General features: G+C 63.0%; 23 protein-coding genes. 12 read left to right on the forward strand and 11 right to left on the reverse strand.

The features are described 5' to 3' along the window. The first annotated feature begins 25 nt into the window (after positions 1-25). Complete coding sequence (locus FEV51_RS07050; protein WP_138617359.1) at positions 26-268, forward strand: acyl carrier protein; 243 nt, start codon at positions 26-28, stop codon at positions 266-268. Next, positions 268-1,518 (forward strand): serine palmitoyltransferase, encoded by a 1,251-nt coding sequence (spt, locus tag FEV51_RS07055; protein WP_138617361.1) that lies wholly within the window; start codon positions 268-270, stop codon positions 1,516-1,518. The genes FEV51_RS07050 and spt overlap by 1 nt, the downstream gene beginning before the upstream one ends. Here the strand turns inward: spt and FEV51_RS07060 are convergent. Further along, on the reverse strand, positions 1,515-2,999 hold the full coding sequence (locus FEV51_RS07060) for a GTPase domain-containing protein (protein ID WP_138617362.1): 1,485 nt from the start codon (positions 2,997-2,999) through the stop codon (positions 1,515-1,517). The genes spt and FEV51_RS07060 overlap by 4 nt on opposite strands. Beyond that, positions 2,996-4,489 (reverse strand): DUF2868 domain-containing protein, encoded by a 1,494-nt coding sequence (locus tag FEV51_RS07065; protein WP_138617364.1) that lies wholly within the window; start codon positions 4,487-4,489, stop codon positions 2,996-2,998. The genes FEV51_RS07060 and FEV51_RS07065 overlap by 4 nt, the downstream gene beginning before the upstream one ends. Before the next feature lie 152 nt (positions 4,490-4,641). On the opposite strand from FEV51_RS07065, the gene FEV51_RS07070 reads away from it, so the two are divergent. Continuing rightward, positions 4,642-5,073: an OsmC family protein gene (locus FEV51_RS07070; protein ID WP_138617366.1), complete on the forward strand. Its 432-nt coding sequence runs from the start codon at positions 4,642-4,644 to the stop codon at positions 5,071-5,073. A 1-nt stretch (position 5,074) separates the two neighbouring features. Here FEV51_RS07070 and FEV51_RS07075 read toward each other — a convergent pair whose 3' ends face one another. After that, the gene (locus tag FEV51_RS07075) at positions 5,075-5,713 is read right to left on the reverse strand and encodes a YqaA family protein (RefSeq protein ID WP_138617369.1); all 639 of its coding nucleotides are present in this window, start codon (positions 5,711-5,713) and stop codon (positions 5,075-5,077) included. Between the two features lie 245 nt (positions 5,714-5,958). On the opposite strand from FEV51_RS07075, the gene FEV51_RS07080 reads away from it, so the two are divergent. The 5 genes from FEV51_RS07080 (at position 5,959) to FEV51_RS07100 (ending at position 9,470) form a co-directional block, all read left to right on the forward strand. Continuing rightward, positions 5,959-6,666 (forward strand): hypothetical protein, encoded by a 708-nt coding sequence (locus FEV51_RS07080; RefSeq protein ID WP_138617371.1) that lies wholly within the window; start codon positions 5,959-5,961, stop codon positions 6,664-6,666. Beyond that, complete coding sequence (locus FEV51_RS07085) at positions 6,656-7,219, forward strand: terminase large subunit domain-containing protein (RefSeq protein WP_342773735.1); 564 nt, start codon at positions 6,656-6,658, stop codon at positions 7,217-7,219. The genes FEV51_RS07080 and FEV51_RS07085 overlap by 11 nt, the downstream gene beginning before the upstream one ends. Further along, the gene (locus FEV51_RS13465; RefSeq protein WP_138617373.1) at positions 7,191-7,535 is read left to right on the forward strand and encodes a DUF2793 domain-containing protein; all 345 of its coding nucleotides are present in this window, start codon (positions 7,191-7,193) and stop codon (positions 7,533-7,535) included. Before FEV51_RS07085 ends, FEV51_RS13465 begins: the two co-directional genes overlap by 29 nt. A 192-nt stretch (positions 7,536-7,727) precedes the next feature. Continuing rightward, positions 7,728-8,840 carry an OmpA family protein gene (locus FEV51_RS07095; RefSeq protein WP_138617375.1) on the forward strand — a complete coding sequence of 371 codons (1,113 nt, stop codon included), beginning with the start codon at positions 7,728-7,730 and terminating at the stop codon, positions 8,838-8,840. 90 nt (positions 8,841-8,930) lie between these two features. After that, entirely contained in the window at positions 8,931-9,470 is a 540-nt protein-coding gene (locus tag FEV51_RS07100; protein ID WP_246034487.1) for a superoxide dismutase family protein, read from the forward strand. 3 nt (positions 9,471-9,473) lie between these two features. Here FEV51_RS07100 and FEV51_RS07105 read toward each other — a convergent pair whose 3' ends face one another. The 7 genes from FEV51_RS07105 to FEV51_RS13410 all read right to left on the reverse strand — a co-directional run bounded on the left by FEV51_RS07105 (position 9,474) and on the right by FEV51_RS13410 (position 16,366). Beyond that, on the reverse strand, positions 9,474-11,084 hold the full coding sequence (locus FEV51_RS07105; protein ID WP_138617377.1) for a spinster family MFS transporter: 1,611 nt from the start codon (positions 11,082-11,084) through the stop codon (positions 9,474-9,476). Between the two features lie 4 nt (positions 11,085-11,088). After that, positions 11,089-11,808, reverse strand: a complete 720-nt coding sequence (queC, locus tag FEV51_RS07110; protein WP_138617379.1) for a 7-cyano-7-deazaguanine synthase QueC — start codon at positions 11,806-11,808, stop codon at positions 11,089-11,091. 40 nt (positions 11,809-11,848) lie between these two features. Continuing rightward, positions 11,849-12,235, reverse strand: coding sequence for a DUF3617 domain-containing protein (locus FEV51_RS07115; RefSeq protein ID WP_246034488.1), 387 nt, complete (start codon positions 12,233-12,235; stop codon positions 11,849-11,851). Positions 12,236-12,361: 126 nt separating this feature from the next. After that, positions 12,362-13,261 (reverse strand): Hsp33 family molecular chaperone HslO, encoded by a 900-nt coding sequence (hslO, locus tag FEV51_RS07120; protein ID WP_138617381.1) that lies wholly within the window; start codon positions 13,259-13,261, stop codon positions 12,362-12,364. Positions 13,262-13,312: 51 nt separating this feature from the next. Then, positions 13,313-14,272, reverse strand: coding sequence for an ornithine carbamoyltransferase (argF, locus tag FEV51_RS07125; RefSeq protein ID WP_138617383.1), 960 nt, complete (start codon positions 14,270-14,272; stop codon positions 13,313-13,315). After that, positions 14,272-15,465 (reverse strand): aspartate aminotransferase family protein, encoded by a 1,194-nt coding sequence (locus FEV51_RS07130; RefSeq protein ID WP_138617385.1) that lies wholly within the window; start codon positions 15,463-15,465, stop codon positions 14,272-14,274. Before FEV51_RS07130 ends, argF begins: the two co-directional genes overlap by 1 nt. 133 nt (positions 15,466-15,598) lie before the next feature. Beyond that, positions 15,599-16,366, reverse strand: coding sequence for a cold-shock protein (locus FEV51_RS13410; protein WP_138617387.1), 768 nt, complete (start codon positions 16,364-16,366; stop codon positions 15,599-15,601). Between the two features lie 258 nt (positions 16,367-16,624). Between FEV51_RS13410 and FEV51_RS07140 the strand changes: the two genes are divergently transcribed. Together FEV51_RS07140 and FEV51_RS07145 are read left to right on the forward strand one after the other, a co-directional pair. Then, complete coding sequence (locus FEV51_RS07140) at positions 16,625-17,431, forward strand: TerC family protein (RefSeq protein WP_138617389.1); 807 nt, start codon at positions 16,625-16,627, stop codon at positions 17,429-17,431. Next, positions 17,428-17,868, forward strand: a complete 441-nt coding sequence (locus tag FEV51_RS07145; protein WP_138617391.1) for a protein tyrosine phosphatase family protein — start codon at positions 17,428-17,430, stop codon at positions 17,866-17,868. Before FEV51_RS07140 ends, FEV51_RS07145 begins: the two co-directional genes overlap by 4 nt. A gap of 1 nt (position 17,869) precedes the next feature. On the opposite strand, the gene FEV51_RS07150 is transcribed toward FEV51_RS07145, so the two are convergent. After that, a complete protein-coding gene (locus tag FEV51_RS07150; RefSeq protein WP_138617393.1) occupies positions 17,870-19,318 on the reverse strand; it encodes an amidohydrolase in 1,449 nt (482 codons plus the stop codon). Positions 19,319-19,383: 65 nt separating this feature from the next. Between FEV51_RS07150 and FEV51_RS07155 the strand changes: the two genes are divergently transcribed. Next, positions 19,384-19,788, forward strand: a complete 405-nt coding sequence (locus tag FEV51_RS07155; protein WP_138617395.1) for a hypothetical protein — start codon at positions 19,384-19,386, stop codon at positions 19,786-19,788. A gap of 5 nt (positions 19,789-19,793) precedes the next feature. Then, the gene (locus FEV51_RS07160) at positions 19,794-20,741 is read left to right on the forward strand and encodes a sterol desaturase family protein (RefSeq protein ID WP_138617397.1); all 948 of its coding nucleotides are present in this window, start codon (positions 19,794-19,796) and stop codon (positions 20,739-20,741) included. The last annotated feature ends 21 nt before the right edge of the window (positions 20,742-20,762 follow it).

The following is a 20,762-nucleotide window of genomic DNA, read 5'->3' on the forward strand; positions in this document are numbered from 1 at the left end:
CAGATAAAGATTGGAAACCGCCGCCATGGACCGCGCCGAAGTCGACACCACCATCCGCAAGCTGGCCGAACCCTTCAACAAGAAGGGCGTCGCCATTACCGAGACCACGACTTTCGCCGCCGATCTGGAGTTTGACAGCCTGACGGTGATGGATTTCGTCGCCGAGATCGAGGACGAATTTGATGTCATCATCTCGATGAACCAGCAGGCCGAAATCGAAAATTACGGCCAGCTGGTCGACGCCGTTCACAAACTGCAGGCCAACTGATGAGCGAAGGCACAATCCAGCCCGACCGCCCGCAGGTGCGTACCGGCGACACCCCCGATCTGTTCAGCAAATTCGATCCCGTGATCGCCATGCGCGAAGGGCTGCTGGCCAGCGGCGTCGAAGATCCCTTTAGCTTGGTAATGGAAAAGGTCCTCTCGCCCACCCGCGCCATCTGCAACGGGCGCGAGACCATCCTGCTGGGCACTTACAATTACATGGGCATGACCTTTGACCCCGATGTGGTTGAAGCGGGCAAGCAGGCACTGGCCGATTTCGGCAGCGGCACCACTGGCAGCCGCGTGCTCAATGGCACCTATCAGGGCCACCGTGATGTCGAGGACGCGCTGCGCGAATTCTACGACATGGACCACGCCATGGTGTTCTCGACCGGCTATCAGGCCAATCTCGGAATCATCTCCACCATCGCGGGCAAGGGCGATTACATCGTTCTGGATATCGATAGCCACGCCAGCATCTGGGACGGCTGCAAGCTGGGCGATGCCGAGATCGTACCGTTCAAGCACAATGATATCGAAGCGATGGAAAAACGCCTGCGCCGCATTCCCGAAGGCGCGGGCAAGCTGGTCATTCTCGAAGGCGTCTATTCGATGCTGGGCGATATCGCACCGCTGGCCGAAATGGTCGCGGTGGCGAAGAAATATGGTGCGATGGTGCTGGTCGACGAAGCGCATTCCATGGGCTTTATCGGCGACAATGGCCGCGGCGTGGTCGAACAGGCTGGAGTGATGGATGATGTCGATTTCATCATCGGCACCTTTTCCAAAAGCGTCGGCACAGTCGGCGGGTTCTGCGTGTCGAACCATCCAAAGTTCGAAATCCTGCGGCTGGTGTGCCGTCCCTATGTCTTCACCGCCAGCCTGCCCCCCAGTGTGGTGGCAACCGCCAGCACCTCGATCCGCAAGCTGATGCAGGGCAGCAACAAGCGGGCGCATCTGTGGGAAAATTCCAAAACGCTGCACCAGGGGCTGAAAGATCTGGGCTTCCAGCTGGGCACCGACACCGCGCAAAGCGCGATTGTCGCCGTGATTATGCCCGATCTGGAGCGCGGCGCGGGTATGTGGGAGGCGCTGATCAACGAAGGCCTCTACGTCAATCTGGCCCGCCCACCGGCAACGCCTGCCAATATGACACTGCTGCGCTGCTCGCTATGCGCCGAACATTCCGAAGAGGAGGTGCATACCATCCTCGGAATGTTCGAACGCGCTGGCAAAGCGGTGGGGATTATCTAGGCGGTCTGGGCTGGTATGGTGGCTTGCGGATAAAGTTTCGCCAACACCGACCGGCCCATTTCGCGCAGCAGCGCGGTCAGCGCAGATACGGCCTCCGCCTCGCCGCCTGCCGCTGCCTTGTACACCCGTGCCAGTTCGGTTTTTTTCGCGGCGACCGCTTCTTCGACCACTGCCTGCCAGAATTCCGGGTGCTCACCTTCGGACCATTCGCCGCGGCCGCGGCCAAAATGGGCGACGGCGAGGTAACGTAGCAGTGCAGTTACCGTCAGCCGTTCGAAGAATTCGGCGGACCACCCGACGCTTGAACCGTCTTCGCCCTTGGCCAGATTGATGCCCTTGGCCACACCGGTTGCGCCCAGCGCCCCCAGGATCGCGCCCACGATCATCCCGCCGCCCAGCGTCAGCCCGCCAGCCGCCAGATCGGCCGCCAGCCCGCCAACCGCGCCAGAAAACAGCCCGCCCAAGGCCGCCGCTGCGCCTTCGGGTGTCTTGGCGCGGTGCGCGTAATCATCGCTGACCCGTTCAAGCACCTTGCGCGCCGCCTTGCCTGAAAGCCCGTGCAGGCGGATCAGCTCGTCAGTCGAACCGGCAGTCGCTTCGGCCAGCCGCGTGGCCAATGCCGCCATCGCCTTGCGCGCCGCGCGGTCGCCGCCCGATTTGCCGGTCAGCGCTCCGGCCAGCTTGCCCTGCCAGTCCGGCTCGTCGACCAGCTCCTTGTCCTGCGCCGCGCGGGCAAGATAGCGCCCCAGCACCTCCATCGCGGCGTCAAAGCGCGCGGTGTTGAGCTGCTCCCACCGTGTCCGCAAATCCGCCATCGCGGGGCGTTTGTCATCGGGCAGCAGCGGCGCCACCGCATCCAGCAGCGCGCCTTCCTGCACCCAGCAGCGTGCAAAGGCGTCGAGCGGCAGGATCGCCTGCACCAGCCCGCCCTCGCGAAGTCCGCCGCCGACGCCGCTCCACCGCTCGATCTCTGCCGAGGCATCTTCGCGCGGGGGGCCCATCTGGTTGAGCAGCACCACCACCGGCTTGCCGATCCAAGCGAGCACTTCCATTTCCAGCGCCACATAAGCGGCGGAATAGGGATCCTCCGCCGCATTGACCAGATAGAGGATCACATCGGCCTGTTCCCGGGCGTTCTTCACCGCTTGCTGGCTTGACCACAATGGCCGTTCGCGCCAGCGGTCCCACACCTGTTCGAGGAACCAGCCAATCGGATTGCGCGACAGCTTGAGCCGCCCCAGCAGCCGTGCGGTATCTCCAAAGCCGGGCGTATCCCACAGCATCAGCGTATCCTCGCCGCTCTGCACCAGCACATAGCCGGTTGCGAGATCGGTGACGTGGGCGGCATCGCGCACCTCACCCACATCGCGGCCCAGCAATGTGCGCGCCAGCGTGGTCTTGCCCGCATTGGTGTGGCTGATCAGGCTAAGATTGACCGTGGTGCCAGTGGCGGCTTGCACAGGGGTTTCAAGCTCGGTCATCCGCGCAAAGCTCCATCGGGTAGCAGGCCGCTTTCGATCCGCTGGGCCAGCGCCTCGTCCGCCTCATGCGACAGGTCGACCCCCAGCGGGACGATGCCCGCGCTGGACAGCACGCTGCGCCATGCCTCCAGCCGGGTCGCCATCCGTTCATCCAGTCCCGCCTGCCCGGCAAAATGCGCGCGGAACGGCGTTTCGTCGAGCAATGCAGCAGTCACACAGCCGGGCGCGTCCTGCGCGATCCGTGCCGCCAGCTCATCCGCCAGCGCGCCGTGATTCTCCGCCTCGGGCGTGGCCGACAGGGTGAACAGCAGCACATGATAATCATCTTCGGGACTGGGCGGATGCGCAGTGATCCAGCCCTCCTCTGCCCCATAATCCACCGCCTCGTCAAAGCGGATCTGCGCGCCGTCACCCAGCGCATCGCGCAAAACTGCGGCCAGCCGCCGCCGGGTCTCTTCGCCCGGATGATAGGCATAGGGGGTAATGCGCGCATTGGCGGGCGGTCCGCCGGCCCCACGCAGCAGACGTCGGATGTAGAAATCCTCGCGACCCGCCACCGGGAAATGCCGGGCGAGGCGAAACGCCTTGGCACCCTGCCATGCGGCCAGCACCATGCGCGGGATTACCACCAGCGCGACCACTGTAGCGGTGTACAGATAAATCCACGGCCCGGCATTCACGCCGCCGGTCTGCGGCCCGGTCCAGCGCATCGCCGCCACTCCGGCCACATCGGGGATCGCCACGCCGGTCGCCATGCTGGCCGGGCCGAGCACGGCAGTCAGCACGGTGTTCACCGCCTCTGGTCCAAGAAATGTGCTTTCCCACCCCGCGCGGTATTCGATCACCAGCGCGCGCAGGTAAATCCCGCCGATCAGCCCCAGCGCAAACAGCGCCGCGCCAAGGTGCAGCGTGCGCGCCGCGCGGGCCGAGGCCAGCGGAGCAGACAGCTGCGCCCAGCGTTCTTGAAAAGCGCCGATGGCCCGGTGCAGCGGCGTGCCGCGCTCCAAATCGCGATTGCTGCCCAGCCCGGCAGCCCGCGCCGCCGTGCGCGACAGCCGCGCCGCGCCGCGATCGCCGCTTCCCGTCAGCGCAGTGACCAGCAGCCACAGATAGACCAGCACATTCCACGCAATTGTGCCCAGCAGCGGCACGGCCAGCAGGTCCAGCCGCTTGCCGGTGCCAAATTCATTGGCGAGAAACCCCGCCACCAGCGCCAGCAAGGGTAGCGCGAGCGACAGCCAGCGCGGCCAGCGGCTGCGTGCCAGCATGGCAGCGATACCGGGATGGCGGGTGGCGAGCCGGGTGGCGGCAAAGCTGCCACGCAGCGCAATGAAGCGGTCCTGCGCCTTGCGCCCCGAACCCGCTGCGCCGGCGGAACGGGCATACGCGTCAGCCTGCTCGCGGTCCTCGCGCGTCAGCAATCCGCCCTGCCGGTCTTCGACTTCGATGGCGCGGACCAGTTCGACCTGGCGCGCTTCGTCTTCGGTCATTCGCGCTCCCCTGCCGCAGCTACGGCTCTTATCGCCGAGCCTGCCATCAGAAACAATGGGCTGCACCGCCCGGTTCCGGGCTGGCCACGGTTTGCGCCAAGCGGAACTGTTGCCCCTCCCCGCTCGTCTGATTGGCAACAAGGAGATTCCCCATGACAATCGTCAAGCAAGGCAGCGCATCGTACAAAGGTTTGGGCAAAGAGGGCAAAGGCCACGTCAGCACTGGATCGGGCGCGCTGGACAACCAGCCTTACGGTTTCCAGACGCGGTTCGAAGACAAGCCCGGCACCAATCCCGAAGAGCTGATCGCCGCAGCGCATGCCAGCTGCTTCACCATGGCGCTCAGCTTCGCGCTGGCGAAGGCGGGGCACGAAGATGGCACGCTGAAAACCACTGCCAAGGTCAGTCTGGAAAAAGATGGCGACGGGTTCACAGTGACCCGGTCGGACCTGACGCTAACGGGCAAAGTCGCGGGCATCGACAAGGCGGAGTTCAACGAACTGGCGAACGAAGCCAAGGCAAACTGCCCGATTTCCAAATTGCTCAACGCCGAAATCGCGCTCGACGCCAGCTTCGACAGCTGAGTCAGCTAGCCTCAATCTGGGTGGCGGCGGCGCATTTTTCGCTCGCCTCGCCGTCACCGCCGCCCAGGAAGGTCAGCGCCAGAAAACCGGCGACCACGATGGCGACAAAGCCGATAGTGACCAGCCCGAGATATTTGTCGATGAAGCGCTTGATCGGCGCCCCGAACACGCGGAACAGCACACCCACGATCATGAAGCTGATCGCGCGGCTGAGCAGGCTGGCGAGGATGAACGGCACCAGCGCCATGCCGATGAATCCCGCGGTGATCGTCAGCAGCTTGAACGGGATCGGCGTCGCGCCCTTCACGATCAGGATTTCCACGCCATATTCGCGCAGATAGCAGGCGGCCTGCGGAAAGCTTTCGGACAGCCCCAGCCAGCGCAGCAGATCCTGCCCGACGGTGTCATACAGACCCCAGCCGATCGCATAGCCCAGCAATCCGCCCGCCACCGATGCCACCGTGGCAATCGCGGCAAAGCGGATCGCCTTCTTGGGCTCGGCCAGACACATCAGCCCCAGCAGCGGATGCGGCGGGACGGGGAAAAAGCTCGCTTCGACAAACGCAAACACCGCCAGCCACCACGCAGCGTGCGGATGCGCGGCCTTTTCCAGCGTCCAGTCGTATAGCTTGCGCAGCATGAGCGTCCCTTCGCCCCTTTCATCCACACCGGGGTTTTGCCGCGCTTAGGGCAGCACGGCAGCACAGGCAAGCCACCATCAATTATCCTATATGGTTATTTTCTATTGACATCGTGACGCTGTTTGGTTAGACAAATGAAACATCGCGATAGTGTGATTCGCCATCAAGGGCGGCCCCGACCTCACCAGGTCCACGGGCCGCCCTTTTGCGTTGGCGATCCCGCAATTCACAAGGAGATGCTGCAATGACCAAGGACGCGGAACAGGCCGCGCCGGAATGGGCCGCGCGCTTTCTGGCCGCGCTGCGTGCCGGAAGCGGTGTCCGCGCCGCCGCCCGCGCCGCAGGGGTGACCAGTTCGACCCCCTATCACCGGCGCACCGCCAATGCGGATTTCCGCAAGGCCTGGGATGCAATCAAGCCGGTCGACGATCGCCGCAAACGCAAATCCGGCCCCCCGGCGCAGCGCGGCGCAGCGAAGATCGACCGCTTTCTGGAAGAGCTGGCGGCCACCTCCAATGTCGCGGCCGCAGCGGACACGGCAGATATTGCAACCGCCACGGTCTATCGGCTGCGGCGCGACGATCCCGATTTCGCGCGCCGTTGGTACGCGGCGCTGGCCGAGGGGTATGACAATCTGGAAATGGAATTGCTCCAGCATCTGCGCCGCGGGGAAAGCACCGGCGATGCCGCCGCCAAATCCGCAGGCAGCAGCGCCGACCGGGGCAAGTTCGATATTCCCAATGCGCTGCGCTGTCTGACCGCGCACCGCGACACCGTGGCACGCGAAAAAGGCCGGCGCACCTTGGCAGAGGAGGTTACGACCATCGCCGCGATCAACACCAAGATCGACGCGATGCGCGCCCGCGCCAGGGAAAGCGAGGCCGCCATCCGCAAGGCGCGCAAATCCGCGGCGGCGGGGAAACCACAGCGGGACACGCACGGTGACGCATAACCGGCGTATGCCATCGCGCGGCAGCTGGTTGCGGCGGGCAGGCACCCCGGCGGATGCCGATCGCGAGGAGCTGGCGCGGCAACTTGCACCGCATGAACTGGCCGCGCTGGGCAGCTATTACTGGGAAGGCTGGGCGCGTGATGCACAATTGCCTCCGCGCGAGGCATGGCGCACCTGGCTGATCTGCGCCGGGCGCGGTTTCGGCAAGACCCGCGCGGGCGCCGAATGGGTGCGCGATGTGGCGCGCAGCGACGGCAAAGCGCGGATTGCGCTGGTCGGCGCCAGCCTGTCCGAAGTGCGCAATGTCATGGTGGAGGGCGACAGCGGCGTGCTGGCCGCTGCACCGGGCGCACTGGCCCCGCAATTTGAACCGTCGCTGCGCAAGCTGACATGGGAAAACGGTGCTGCTGCCTGGCTGTATTCGGCGGGCGAACCCGATAGCCTGCGCGGTCCGCAGCACAGTCACGCTTGCCGGACAGGCGCAGAAGGAATTTTTCGTCAACGAGAGCCTCGCGCGGATCGATATGCTGCTTCACCCGGCGGTCGCTGGTGAAAGCGCAGCCCCGCCCGCATCTCCCAGTGCGGGCGAATGCTGGCTGGTCGGCGAAACCGCAACTGGCGACTGGGCGGGGCAGGAACATTGTCTGGCGAGCTGGGATGGCACCCAATGGACCTTCGCCTCGCCAACAACCGCGATGACCGTACGCGAGGTTAGTAGTGGAACACTGATCCGTTACAATGGCGCGTGGCAACGCATTGCGCGCCCTGTAAATCCCTCCGGTGGGAGTACGGTAGACAACGAGGCGCGTGGCGCAATTGTCACGCTAATTGACCTATTGACTGAGTTCGGGGTTTTTTCCGCCCCATAGTTGGAACAAGGTTCGAGGTGGTCCGTTCGCGGTGTTCAGGACGGTGTCCGAATTTCATGGATATCGACAATCGCACGGGAAAAGCGGCATAATTGCAACAGTTCCCGTACATTGCCTGCTTGCCACCGATTGGCGGAAAAGTTAGATATGCTGTATTCGGTGGTACTAATTCGTAAAAAGGGGAATTAACTAATGCGGAAACTAGTCATAGGTATGGCGATGGCCTCTACGGCCCTAGCTTCGCCCGCTCTCGCTCGCGACAACTCATGGTATGTCGGTGGCGAATTCGGTCCGATGCTGGTCGAGGATATCGACTTCGATCTCGATCCCGATGGTGTTGCTGACAATCTCGGCGTCTCCACCCACGCAGGCGTAGATGGCGGCGGTTTTGTCGGTTACGATTTCGGCGCATTCCGCCTCGAAGCCGAAGCCAGCTATCGCACTGCCGATCTCAACGAGATTACTGTTGGTACGACCGGTCTCGCTAATGGCGTCCGTCTGGCACCGGCCGGTATCTACGGTACCCGTGACAGCGATCTCAGCATCCTTTCGTTCATGCTCAACGGCCTGTTCGACTTCGGTCCCGACGATGGCCTTCAGGGCTATGTCGGTGGCGGTATCGGTGTTGCCCGCACTTCTTTGGAAGCACGGTTTGGTTCGGCTCCCTCGGTTGACGATTCGGACAGCGGCCTCGCCTGGCAGTTGCTCGCAGGCGTCAATGCTCCGATCAGTGACAACCTCGATGTTGGTCTGCGCTATCGTTACTTCAACGCTGAAGATGTTGATCTGGTAACGCTTGGCGGTCGTGATGCTTCGGACACGATCAGCACACACTCCATCATGGGTACGCTGACATACAACTTCGGCGCTCCTGCTGTGGTCGTTCCGATTGCACCGCCGCCGCCACCGCCGCCGCCGCCGCCGCCTCCTCCGCCGCCCCCGCCACCAATGGCGTGTGCTTCGGGCCCGTACATTGTCTTCTTCAACTGGGACAAATCGGACATCACTCCGGAAGCAGCGACGATCCTGGACAACGCGGTATCGGCTTACGCCAACTGCGGTATGGCTTCGGTCATGCTGGCAGGTCACACCGACCGTTCGGGTTCGACGGCCTACAACATGGGTCTCGCAGAGCGTCGTAACTCTTCGGTACGCAGCTACCTCAGCGGTCGCGGCATTCCCGATGGGCGTATGAACAGCCAGGCGTTCGGCGAATCACAGCCGCGCGTTCCGACAGCTGACGGTGTTCGCGAACTTCAGAACCGCCGGGTGGAAATCACCTACGGTCCGGGTTCGGGCATGTAAGCTTCGCGACATTCGCGATAAAGAACGAGGGGCCGGAGCAATCCGGCCCCTTTTTCGTTGTCAGGACGAGATCACAAACTGGGGAATGGAATGATGAGAACTGGCATAAGAATTCTGGCCCCGCTGATGGCTCTTGCGGCTGTGCCCGCTTGCACCACGATCTATGATTTGCAGAGCCAGACTGTCGGCACGGCAGTGCTCAGCTTCGCTGACGGCACGCCAGCCGGTACAGCGCAGCTCTTGGCCAAAGGCGACCAGCTCTCTCTGGCGATCTCCGTGACTGCAGTGGCTCCCGGCCCGCACGGCTTTCATCTTCACAGCGTCGGCAGCTGCGTCACGCCAGACTTCAAGAGCGCGGGCGGTCATCTCAACCCCTTCACCAAATCGCACGGTTCATTGTCTGCAAATGGCGCGCATCTTGGCGATTTGCCCAATCTACAGGTCGGGGCCAGCCAAACAGCCAGCACAGAGGTGGACTTGGCGGGCAATGCCGCAAACCTGCTCGACAAGATTCTCGACGCGGACGGTACTGCCGTGGTCATCCACGCGGGCGCAGATGATTATCGCACCGATCCCTCCGGCAATGCTGGTGGCCGGATCGCCTGCGGCGTGCTCAGCCGCGCATCGTAAGCTTTAATCGATAATTTCGCCCGCCGCCTTGGCGCGCGACACGACGCTGGTGGCCGCAGCAGGCACCAGCTTCAGCGCGAACAGCAGCAGGACAAAGCCGACCGGCACCGCGACCAGCGTGGACAACACGCCGGTCGACAGATCATCACCATTCCGCGCAGATACATAGCCTGCAAGGAACGGCCCAAGGCCCAGCCCGATCAGGGTTGTCGCCAGAAAGAACGTCGCCGTGGCCAGCCCGCGCATCCGCGGCAGGACCAGCGCCTGGCTCGATGCCGCCGCTGCGCCCAGCGCCGAAGCACTTGCCATCTGCGCGATGAAGCTGGCGATGTAGAAGGTGACCGTGTCGCTGGTGGTATAGGCCACAAGGATCGCTGGCACCGGGGCGAGCAGGCCGAACAGAATCACCCAGACCCGGCCTGCCGGTCGCTTGAGCAGCAGATAATCTGCCATGCGGCCTCCAAGGATCACGCCGATGAAGCCTGCCACCGCACTGGGTGCCCCGAGGAACCAGCCCAAATCCGATTTTGACACGCCCAGCGCCCGCTCGGCATAAGGCGCGCCCCAATATGAGCTGGCATAGGCCATGAATGCGACGGTCCCGTAACCAAGGATCACGCACAAGAATGCCGGTGACCCCCAGGTCAGGCGGAAGGTGGGCAGATCCCGCTCCTTCAAGCCCATCGCCCAGCTGAACACCGCGTAATAACCGACCGCGAGGAACAGCCATTGGTCTGACACCACACCGGGCAGGATCGCGTCGCTGGCCGGGGCAAGCCGCGTCATCAGCATGGCAAGCGCCGTAAACCCAGCCACACCCGCCAGATTGACCAACAGCGCGCCTGCACCTCGCTGTGCAGCACCCAATATCGTGAACGGCGGGATGACCTGAAAAAGTTCGCGGACAAATCCGCTGAACGGTGCAGGATCCTCAGGTGTCGGGATGCCATCAATAGCGCCGCGGATTGGCTCACGCAGGGTTAGCACCCACAGTGCCAGCACCAGTCCGGGAATGCCGACGGATAAGAAAGCCGCCTGCCAGCCGACGATGCCATACAGACCGTCAGGATATGCGCCGTTCCAATTCTCGACGATCAAGCCGCCAATCAGCAGCGAAATGCCGCCGCCAATATAAAGCCCGGAGGAATAGATCGCGAGTGCGGTGGCGCGCAGCCGCGCCGGAAACCAGTCCGAAATCAACGAATAGGCTGAGGGGCTGGCAGTCGCCTCGCCCACACCCACGCCGATCCGTGCGACGGTCAGCATTCCTGCATTGCGCGCAAAGCCCGACAGGGCCGTCATGGTTGACCACAGCGCCAGCCCGATTGCCATCAGGCGGACACGCTTCCAGCTGTCAGCCAGCCTGCCCAGCGGAATACCGAACAGCGCGTAAAATACCGCGAATGCAGTGCCATAAAGAAAGCCGAGGAAGTCATCCTCGACGCCAAGGTCGGCCTTGATGTCATTCGCCAGGATCGACAGGATCTGGCGATCGACAAAGTTCAGGACATAGATGAGGACCAGGACGCCAAGCGCATACCAGCTGTATGCCGGAACCGGATCGTTTTCGCGCGAGCGTGAAACAGCTGGTTCGGCATCGGTGTGGTCGACCAAATCTCTACTCCATCAGCGCGGGGGCATCCTCCGCATATGCCGTGGTATCGGCAAGCCCCGCATCGGCAAAGCCTTTTCGGCGCAAGCGGCAGGAGTCGCAGGCCCCGCAGGCCAGCCCCGACGCGGTCGGGTCGTAGCAGGACCAGCTCCATGCCGGGTCGAGCCCGAGCCGGTGACACTCGCGCGCGATGTCAGCCTTGCTCATATGCTGGAGCGGGGCATGGATCGTGAAGGGCTGTCCCTCCACGCCCTGCTTGGTGCCAAGCCGCGCAGTTTCGGCGAAGCTGGCGATGAATTCCGGGCGGCAATCGGGATAGCCTGAATAATCGAGCGCATTCACGCCGATGTAGATATCGCTGGCACCGGAGCTTTCGGCAAAGGCGGTGGTCAATGCCAGGAACACCAGATTGCGCGCCGGAACGTAGGTGACCGGTATATCATTGCTGACCCCGCCCTTGGGCACTGCAATTTCATCCGTCAGCGCAGAGCCGCCAAATGCACGCAGGTCCAGCGGTAAAACGATATGTCGCGTAATTCCCAGCTTGTCTGCAATCGCCTGAGCGGATTGCAATTCACGGACGTGGCGCTGACCGTAATTGATTGTCAGCGCATGAACGGCGAACCCCTGCTCGCGCGCCAGTGCCGCGCTCACCATGGAGTCCAGCCCACCGGACAGCAGGACTACTGCGGCAGGATGTGCGGTGTCAGAATTTTCGTTTGTCATAAGCCGACCCGCTAGGACGGATCGGGCGTGCTCGCAACGCTCAGCTGCAGGCCCCGGTGCGGCGCGCTTCGGCAGAGAACTGGAACGGTTTGCCATCGGCAATTCCCTGGCTGTCGATCTGCACCAGTGACGGCGTTTCCTTGCGGATGCTGGTGCGGCCATAGCCGTTGCCGCGGCAAGTATATTGCACCGTTACCTCGGCAGCTCCGTCTTCGACAACGAACCGGTTGCAGTTGTTGCCGCGATGACGCAGCTGGAGGAGATCGCGGCCGTTGCGCAGGCAGACCTTCCCGGCCCCTGCGCTATCGCGGTAGCGAACTTCCCAGCCACCGGGGTTGAGCGTGTCCAGCATCGCCAGTGACGCCTGCGCCAGCAGCGGCGCGGCTGACATTGCTATGGGCAGGCCGACCAGGCCAGCAAGGCCCATTTTTGCAGCTCGTTTACCGCGCATATGTCCCTCCGTAACCGTGGTTAGTGACATGGTCCGCCTCACCGATTCGCAGCAGGTCTAGCGCAAACCGAAAAGGTTTTGTTGTATGGAATCGCCATGAGGTTACAGCGTGATCGCGAACTGCTTGGAACAAAAGGCGCAATCGACGGGAATAATTCCATCTTCATTGCGCATGTCCATGCGGTCTGCCTCTGGAAACCGTTTTAGCACGGTTTCGTAATGCGCGACACTACAGCGGCATCCGCGCGCGATTCGCGTGCCTGGCTGCACGCGGACCTCCTGTTCCTCATGGAACAGCCGCCAGACAATTGCTTCCAGCGAAAGGTTGCGGTCGAGCAGTTCCTCGTGCCGGGTCGATCCCGCCATGACCGCCACATGTTCCCATTCGGGATGGTCGAGCCTGGTGTGCAGCCGCTCTCGCCCCTCTTCGCCCTCGGCAAGATGCTGGACCAGCAGCCCGCCTGCATGGCAACCATCGGGGCCAGAGCGCACAGCGCAGCGAATCAGCGTCGGCAATTGTTCTGATTGCGCGAAATAGGTTTCGCAGGCCTGCGCGATGCTTTCGCCTTCCAGCGGGACAATCCCCTGATAACGCCCCTTGTCGCCCGCCAGATCGAAAGTCAGCGCAAGATAACCCTTGCCGAACAGCGCGAACAGCGAAGGGTTGGCGCCAAGGTCGGCAAGCTGACCAGCGTCGAAATCGACATAGCCGCGCAATTCGCCGCCGCGATAATCGCAGACCAGCAATTTGACCGCGCCCGCTTCGGTTTGCGCCTGCATCGTGACCTGCGAGCCATCATCCTTGAGAAGGCTGCCCACCAGCGAGATCACCAGCAATGCTTCGGCCAGCAGATGGGTGATCGGCGGCGGATAGTCATGCGCAGCGAGAATGGTGTCGAGCGTATCGTCGAGCCGGATCACCCGCCCGCGCGCGTGCCGTGACGGGATGGTGAAGCCAAGCACCTGCCCGGCAAATGTTTCTGCGTTATTCGTGTCGTCCATTCCGGCAATATGGGATGCAGCCGCGCAATTGTTAGAGGTGCGCAGCGCGGATCAGATCTTGCCGAAACACCACAAAAGCACCGATTTCTGGGCGTGGATGCGGTTCTCTGCCTCGTCGAACACGATCGACTGCGGGCCTTCGAACACTTCCTCGGTAACCTCGTCACCGACATGCGCGGGGAGACAGTGCAGAAACCGCGCATCCGGCTTCGCAAGCGCCATCAGCGCGGCATCGACACGAAACGGTTCGAGCGCGGCGATTTTGTCGGCCGCATGATCCTGACCCATCGAAATCCAGGTGTCGGTGACAAGGATATCGGCACCGCGTGCAGCCTCTGCGGGCTTGTCCGTCAGCGTCACCTCGGCCCCGCCAGCGCGCGCCATCGCCACAAATTCATCGTCAGGGGGAAACCCTTGCGGGGTCGCGACGCGGACGTTGAACTTCATCAGCCCCGCCGCTTCGAGGATCGAGTTCAGGACGTTGTTGCCATCACCCAGCCACGCCAGCTCAAGACCCGGAAGCGGTTTGCCGTGTTCGATCACGGTCAGCAAATCCGCCACGATCTGGCACGGGTGCGAACGATCGGTCAGCCCGTTTATCACCGGAACATGCGCGTAATGCGCCAGCTCTTCAGCCTTGGCGTGGTCATCGGTGCGGATCATGATGGCATCGACCATCCGGCTGAGCACGCGCGCGGTATCGGCGATGCTTTCGCCGCGACCGAGCTGTGTGTTCGAGGCGTCCAGCACCAACGCGCTGCCGCCCAATTGGCGCATCGCAATGTCGAAGCTGACCCGCGTACGGGTCGAGCTTTTTTCAAACACCATGCCCAGCACATGGTGCGCCAGCGGCGTATCGGAATCGGCGCGGCCCTTAGGCCAGCCGGCGCGCGCAGCCTTGCGATCAAGCGCATCGGCCAGCATGGCGGCAATCGCATCGCCGCCCGCATCGCCCAGATCGAGGAAGCTCCTCACCCCCGGCGCCAGATCGCGCGCATCGCCCTCTGCCATTACGCGGCCTGAGGCACCGTATAACTTGCCGCACCCGCCGACAGCTTGTCGAAAAATTCGTCGAATTCCGCATCGTCAGCAACCAGCGGCGGCAGTACACGCAGCGTGTTGTCGCCCGCAGCCACGGTCAGCAGCTGGTGGTTGTCGCGCAGATGGACGAAGAACGGACGGCTTTCGACTTTCATCTTCAGGCCCAGCATCAGCCCCTTGCCGCGCACCAGTTCGAACAGCTCGGGATAATTGCCGATAAACTGTTCAAGCCGCGCGCGCAGCCGTTCACCCTTCGCGGTGACTTCGGCGAGAAATTCGTCATTAGCGACCGCATCCATGACCGCCATCCCGGCGGCCATTGCCAGCGGGTTGCCGCCATAAGTCGAGCCATGCGTGCCGAAACCCATTCCGCGCGCCGCCTTTTCCGTGGCGAGGCAGGCACCGAACGGGAAGCCCCCGCCGATCCCCTTGGCGGTGGCCATGATGTCGGGGGCGACACCGTAATGTTCATAGGCATACAGCTTGCCAGTGCGCGCCACGCCGCACTGCACTTCGTCAAATGCCAGCATCAAATCATGCTCGTCGCACAGCGCGCGCAGGCCGCTGATGAAAGCTTGTGAGGCCGGTCGGATGCCGCCTTCGCCCTGGATCGGTTCGACCAGGAAGCCCGCAGTTTTGGGCCCGACCAGCGCCTTGGCCGCTTCAAGATTGTCGAACTCGGCATATTGGAAGCCCGCCAGCAGCGGCTTGAAGCCCTTGTGCATCTTTTCCTGATTCGACGCGCTGATCGTGGCCATCGTGCGGCCGTGGAAGGCGTTGGTGAAGGTGATCAGCTCGGTCCGCTCGGGATTGCCGTCTTCATGCTGGTGATAGGCGCGCGCCGCCTTGATCGCGCATTCGACTGCTTCGGCACCCGAATTGGTGAAAAACACCGTATCGGCAAAGGTCTTTTCGACCAGCTTCGCAGCCAGTTCCTCACCCTGCGGACTGCCGTAAAGGTTTGACACGTGCATCAGTGTTTCGGCCTGCCGCTGGATCGCGCCGATCAGGCCCGCATGGCTGTGGCCGAGCAGATTGACCGCGATACCGCTGGCGAAATCGAGATAGCGCGTGCCGTCCTCGTCAATCAGATGGCAGTGCTCACCGCGCACCGGGCGTACGCCGCAACGGGGATAAACGGGCATCAGCGGGCTAATCGACATGGGGCCTCCAACAGCAACAAAGCAGAATTTAAAAAGACAAATGGCGGCCCCTTGGAGGAACCGCCATTTGCGTGTTCGTCAGCGATCTATTGCACCCGCCGCTGCGGGTCAAACCTTCAGCGGCGGCGCTTCCTCATTCCTGTACGGGAACGAGGTTGACCGCCGAATATTTGCCGCGCTGATCGACCTGCACATCGAAGGTGTAACGTTCCCCTTCGTTGAGCGTGGTCAGATTCGACCGTTCGACCGCGCTGATGTGGACAAACGCATCGGGTTGCCCATCTTCGCGTGTAAGGAAGCCGAAGCCCTTCATCGCGTTGAAGAACTTGACCGTCCCGGTCGCCTTGTCTCCAGTCAATTCGCGACTCGGAGCGCGTTCTTCACGGGCCGGGGCTGCGATCACGTCACCGACGATCTGCAGATCCTGCGCGGAAACCTTGCCGCCGCGGTCAACCAGATTGAACTCCAGTTCCTGACCTTCGGCAACGCTTTCCAGACCCGCACGTTCGACCGCGCTGATATGGACGAAGACGTCTTCGCCGCCGGTTTCCTGCTGGATAAAGCCGAAGCCCTTTTGCGCGTTGAAGAACTTTACAGTTCCCTTGCCGGTTCCAACGACCTGGGCAGGCATACGTGCGCCGCCACCGCCGCCGCCAGCACCGCCGCCGCTGAAGCCACCGCCTCCGCCGCCGCGATTGCCGCCGCCGCCGCCGCCACGGTTGCCGCCGCCGAAGCGATCGCCGCCTCCGCCGCCACCGCTGTAGCGATCACCGCCGCCGCCGCCAAAATCATCGCGCGGGGCAAAGCCACCGCTGGAGGGGCCACCGAACGGATCGAAGCTTTCCTCGCCAAAGCCATCGCGCTTGTCCTTGCCGCGACGGCGACCTCTGTCGTAACCCATAACCTGCCGAATACCTTGTCGTGCGGCCCTACACCACGATTGCGCCGGCACGAGGGCTGCATTGCGTGCCACACGCGAGCGGAGCTTGGCAGAAGCCACGACCCACCCCTGATCCGAGCCGTCATAGCGCGAAATTGCCCCGCTTGCGAATAATTTAGTATTCGCCCGGCTGCGAGCATCACATTGTGACATTTTGGCAAACGGCGGGACAGCGTACGAACCCTTGATTCGGCGGCGCTTCATGGGCATTCGCACCGCATGGATTTTATCGCTCTGCTCTCCGACCCGGCCACCTGGCTGGCCCTGCTCACCCTGATCGCGCTGGAGGTGGTGCTGGGGATCGACAACCTGATTTTCATCGCGATCCTGTCGAACAAACTGCCCGAACACCAGCAACAGCGCGCCCGTAAGATTGGCCTGGCGCTGGCGCTGGTGATGCGTATCGGTTTGCTGCTGCTGATCGGGTGGCTGGTCACCCTGCAGACGCCGCTGTTCGATATGGGAATCGTGGGTGCGCCCAATGCCTATGGCGAGCCAAGCTTTGAAACCGCGTTTTCGGGCCGCGATCTGATCCTGCTGGTCGGCGGGCTGTTCCTGCTGTGGAAGGCCACCAAGGAAATCCACCATTCGATGGAGCCCGATGACGATTCGGGCGAATTGCTTGACAAAACCCCCGGCGTGGCTGCCGCTGCCACGGCCACATTCGGCACCGTCATCGCGCAGATCGTGGCGATCGACCTGGTGTTTTCGGTCGATTCGATCCTGACCGCTGTGGGGATGACCGATGTCATTCCAATCATGGTGGCAGCGGTGGTGATCACTGTCGGCATCATGATGGTAGCGGCTGATCCGCTGGCCAAATTTATCGAGAAAAACCCGACGTTGGTGATGCTGGCGCTGGCGTTCCTGGTGATGATCGGACTGGTGCTGATTGCCGACGGTTTGGGCTTCCATGTCCCCAAGGGCTATATCTACGCAGCGATGGGCTTTTCGGTCGGCGTCGAATTGCTCAACATCATCCAGCGCAACCGGCGCATGGCCAAGGCGAAGGCGAAAGCAGCATGACAGGCTTCAAGATACTTTCCGAAACCATGATGGTCAGCCCGCAGATCACGGCTCAGGATGTTGCCACTGCGCAGCAGCAGGGGGTGACGCTGGTCATCAACAACCGCCCCGATGGCGAAGCACCCGACCAGCCCGCGGGTGAGGGCATCGCGCAGGCGGCGCGCGATCTGGGCATGGATTACTGCGCTATCCCGGTCACGCAGGCCGGCTTCAGCGTGCCGCAGGTCGAACAGATGGCACAGGCGATGGCCGAGACTGCCGGCAAGACGCTGGCATTCTGCCGCTCAGGCACACGCTCGACATTCCTGTGGGCACTGGCCGAGGCAAAGGCAGGCCGCAGCCCGCAGGAAATCACCGCCGCGGCGCAGCAGGCGGGTTATGATGTCGGTTCCGTCAGGGCGACCATGGATATGCTGGCCTCCCAGACCGGCAGCTAACTCATTTGCGGAAATCCAGCGGCGGATCGCGGTCACCCAGCAGCGAGACATATTTATAGTCCGCACCCCGGGCAGCATCAAATTCGGCCCGGGCCGCAGCGCGCAATTCTGGATTGGTGAACAGCTCTGCTGCCATCAGCGTCAGCGTCCGGGACGCTGCTTGCGCTCCCTTGAAGCCGATCGACGACCCGCTGGCCGCCACCGCCTGCCAGCTGTGCGCGCTGGTGCCCGGCACCCAGGTTGCGGTGCGCAGCCCGACTGTCGGCGTGGCCCACGACACATCGCCGACATCGGTGGAGCCATAGCCAAGCGACTTCTCATACGGCTGGATCTGCGCGGCGCTGTCCAGCGGCTTGGCATTGTCGCCAAAGCTTTCGGAAATCGTCGCTGCCCAGGCGCGTTCTTCGGCGGTATATTCCACCCCGCCAACCCGGCGCAGCTTCTCCTCCATCACCCGCGCCAGCGTTTCGTTTACCAGCAGCGGATTGTTGCCGTGGATAATCTCCCATTCCACTTCGGTCCCGGTGCCCAGCGCCGCACCCTTGGCGGTGGCCTCCAGACGGGTCCACAGGGCACGCACTTCGTCGGCCTCGGAATGGCGGACGTAATAGAACACCTCGGCGAAATCGGGCACCACATTGGGCGCAGCACCGCCTTCTGTGATCACATAATGGATGCGCGAGTCCATGCTGGTGTGCTCGCGCATCATATTGACCATCATGTTCATGGCCTCCACCCCGTCCAGTGCCGAGCGGCCGCGTTCGGGGGCCCCGGCGGCGTGGGCGGAAATCCCGCGAAACCGGAACTTGGCAGACCGATTGGCCAGACTGGTGCGCGCCGCCGCGCTGTTTTCGTCATCGGCGTGCCAGTGCAGCGCGACATCGACATCGTCGAACAGACCCGCGCGCGCCATATAGACCTTGCCCGAGCCGCCTTCTTCCGCAGGTGTACCGTACAGCCGGATGCGTCCCGGCGTGCCGCTCTTCTCCAGCCAGCGCCGCACGGCAATGGCCGCCGACAGCGACCCTGCGCCAAACAGGTTGTGCCCGCAGGCATGGCCGGCGTGTTTGTCCGCCAGCTGGTTGCGGGTGGCAGAGGTCGATTGCGAAATCCCCGGCAAGGCATCGAATTCAGCCAGGATCGCGATCACCGGACCGCCGCTGCCCCATTCGGCAACAAACGCAGTCGGGATGTTGGCAACGCCGGGGGTCAGGCGAAAGCCTTCCTTGGTCAGTTCGTCCTGCAGCAGCCCGCTCGACTGCGTTTCAAGATAGCCCAGCTCGGCATAGTCCCAGATCTGTTTGGCCACCCGCTCGGTCCGGTCATCCTGCGCCGCAGCTTCGGCCAGAAGATCGCTGGCGGGATCGGCAGTCTGGGCGGCAAGAGTGGTGGGCGCGAGCGCGAGGAGCGCGGCGATATTGGCGGCACGGATGCTGGTAATACGGATCATGGGTTCCCTCCCTGGTCGCACCTGCTTGCCGGATTAGTGTCGCCGTGCCAATCCCCGCAGCCGCGATGACAGTTCCGCCCGCCCTGCTGCAGTTCCTTGCCTCGCTGGCCGCCGTTCTGGTGGTGGGCGGCATTGTCTGGTGGCTGAAGCTTGGCCCCGAACGCACGCTGACCAGCGATGCCGAGGCGCGCATTGCCGCCAATGAAGCCGTGGACGGGTTTGATCCGGTGGCAGTGTCGTTGGACAAGGACGGGCGCGGCGCCTTGCTGCGTGATGCCAGCGGCCAGATCCTGCTGCTTCGCCCGCATGGCACGCATTTCGCCGGGCGGCTGCTCGGCCCCGCCGCCAGTGCGCAACTGGATGGTGAGGCGCTGATCGTCGACAGCGGCGAACGGCGGTTTGGCAGCCACCGGCTGGCGCTGACAGATGCTTCAGCTTGGATGCAGGCGATTGCGGCGATAGAAGGCTGACAGTCATGCCCGATTTTTCTCCCACCGAACTGGCCGTGCCCGGTTTTGTCGCCCTCGTGCTGATCGAGATGGCGTGGGCGTGGAAGAAGCGCCCGTCGGCTTACGAATCCAGGGACACGCTGACCAGTCTGGGCTTCGGCCTGGGCAGCACGGTTGCGGGCCTGATTTCGGGCGGCGCGTTTCTGGCGCTGTTTCTGTGGCTGTGGCAGTTCCGGATGTTCGACGTGCCGTGGGTGTGGTGGGCGTGGGGCCTGTGCTTCGTGCTCGACGATCTGGCCTATTACTGGGTGCACCGCTTTGGCCACCGCGTGCGCTGGTTCTGGGCGAGCCACGTCAATCATCACTCCAGCCAGCATTACAATCTGTCGACCGCGCTGCGCCAAAGCTGGACGGGTTTCCTGACATTGGGTTTTGTCTTCAAGCTGCCGCTGGTGTTGTTGGGGTTTCACCCCGTGATGATCGCGATCTGCGCGGGCTTCAATCTGGTGTATCAGTTCTGGATCCATACCGAGGCTATCGGACGGATGCCCCGCTGGTTCGAAGCGGTGATGAACACCCCCAGCCACCACCGCGTGCACCACGCGACCAACCCGCGCTATCTCGACCGCAATTACGCCGGGGTTTTCATCGTCTGGGACAGAGTGTTCGGCACGTTCGAGCCTGAGAGAGATGACGAGACGATCCGTTATGGCATCGTCAAGCAGCTGGGCAGCTTCAATCTGGTGTGGGCGGTGTTCCACGAATGGGTCGGTATTGCACAGGACATGCGGCGCGCGCCGTGGCGGCACAAGCTGTCCTATCTGCTGCGCGCGCCGGGCTGGACCCACGATGGCAGCCGTGAAACCAGCGACCAGATCCGCGCCAAATGGCTGGCCCGGCAAGGCGGGGAGTCGCCCTCCCCAGATCCAGTTGCAAACAAGAACGCGATTGCAGCATCCCGCAGGTCTGCCTAAACCTCTCGCGCGGAGAGGAAT

The sequence above is a fragment of the Qipengyuania marisflavi genome (assembly GCF_005884405.1).
Taxonomy (GTDB): domain Bacteria; phylum Pseudomonadota; class Alphaproteobacteria; order Sphingomonadales; family Sphingomonadaceae; genus Qipengyuania; species Qipengyuania marisflavi.

Excerpts from the sequence above, each read along its gene's own strand:
- FEV51_RS07050 (WP_138617359.1), top strand. The coding sequence starts at position 26 with ATGGACCGCGCCGAAGTCGACACCACCATCCGCAAGCTGGCCGAACCC.
- spt (WP_138617361.1), top strand. The coding sequence starts at position 268 with ATGAGCGAAGGCACAATCCAGCCCGACCGCCCGCAGGTGCGTACCGGC.
- FEV51_RS07060 (WP_138617362.1), bottom strand. The coding sequence starts at position 2,999 with ATGACCGAGCTTGAAACCCCTGTGCAAGCCGCCACTGGCACCACGGTC.
- FEV51_RS07065 (WP_138617364.1), bottom strand. The coding sequence starts at position 4,489 with ATGACCGAAGACGAAGCGCGCCAGGTCGAACTGGTCCGCGCCATCGAA.
- FEV51_RS07070 (WP_138617366.1), top strand. The coding sequence starts at position 4,642 with ATGACAATCGTCAAGCAAGGCAGCGCATCGTACAAAGGTTTGGGCAAA.
- FEV51_RS07075 (WP_138617369.1), bottom strand. The coding sequence starts at position 5,713 with ATGCTGCGCAAGCTATACGACTGGACGCTGGAAAAGGCCGCGCATCCG.
- FEV51_RS07080 (WP_138617371.1), top strand. The coding sequence starts at position 5,959 with ATGACCAAGGACGCGGAACAGGCCGCGCCGGAATGGGCCGCGCGCTTT.
- FEV51_RS13465 (WP_138617373.1), top strand. The coding sequence starts at position 7,191 with ATGCTGCTTCACCCGGCGGTCGCTGGTGAAAGCGCAGCCCCGCCCGCA.
- FEV51_RS07095 (WP_138617375.1), top strand. The coding sequence starts at position 7,728 with ATGCGGAAACTAGTCATAGGTATGGCGATGGCCTCTACGGCCCTAGCT.
- FEV51_RS07100 (WP_246034487.1), top strand. The coding sequence starts at position 8,931 with ATGATGAGAACTGGCATAAGAATTCTGGCCCCGCTGATGGCTCTTGCG.
- queC (WP_138617379.1), bottom strand. The coding sequence starts at position 11,808 with ATGACAAACGAAAATTCTGACACCGCACATCCTGCCGCAGTAGTCCTG.
- FEV51_RS07115 (WP_246034488.1), bottom strand. The coding sequence starts at position 12,235 with ATGGGCCTTGCTGGCCTGGTCGGCCTGCCCATAGCAATGTCAGCCGCG.
- hslO (WP_138617381.1), bottom strand. The coding sequence starts at position 13,261 with ATGGACGACACGAATAACGCAGAAACATTTGCCGGGCAGGTGCTTGGC.
- argF (WP_138617383.1), bottom strand. The coding sequence starts at position 14,272 with ATGGCAGAGGGCGATGCGCGCGATCTGGCGCCGGGGGTGAGGAGCTTC.
- FEV51_RS07130 (WP_138617385.1), bottom strand. The coding sequence starts at position 15,465 with ATGTCGATTAGCCCGCTGATGCCCGTTTATCCCCGTTGCGGCGTACGC.
- FEV51_RS13410 (WP_138617387.1), bottom strand. The coding sequence starts at position 16,366 with ATGGGTTACGACAGAGGTCGCCGTCGCGGCAAGGACAAGCGCGATGGC.
- FEV51_RS07140 (WP_138617389.1), top strand. The coding sequence starts at position 16,625 with ATGGATTTTATCGCTCTGCTCTCCGACCCGGCCACCTGGCTGGCCCTG.
- FEV51_RS07145 (WP_138617391.1), top strand. The coding sequence starts at position 17,428 with ATGACAGGCTTCAAGATACTTTCCGAAACCATGATGGTCAGCCCGCAG.
- FEV51_RS07150 (WP_138617393.1), bottom strand. The coding sequence starts at position 19,318 with ATGATCCGTATTACCAGCATCCGTGCCGCCAATATCGCCGCGCTCCTC.
- FEV51_RS07155 (WP_138617395.1), top strand. The coding sequence starts at position 19,384 with ATGACAGTTCCGCCCGCCCTGCTGCAGTTCCTTGCCTCGCTGGCCGCC.
- FEV51_RS07160 (WP_138617397.1), top strand. The coding sequence starts at position 19,794 with ATGCCCGATTTTTCTCCCACCGAACTGGCCGTGCCCGGTTTTGTCGCC.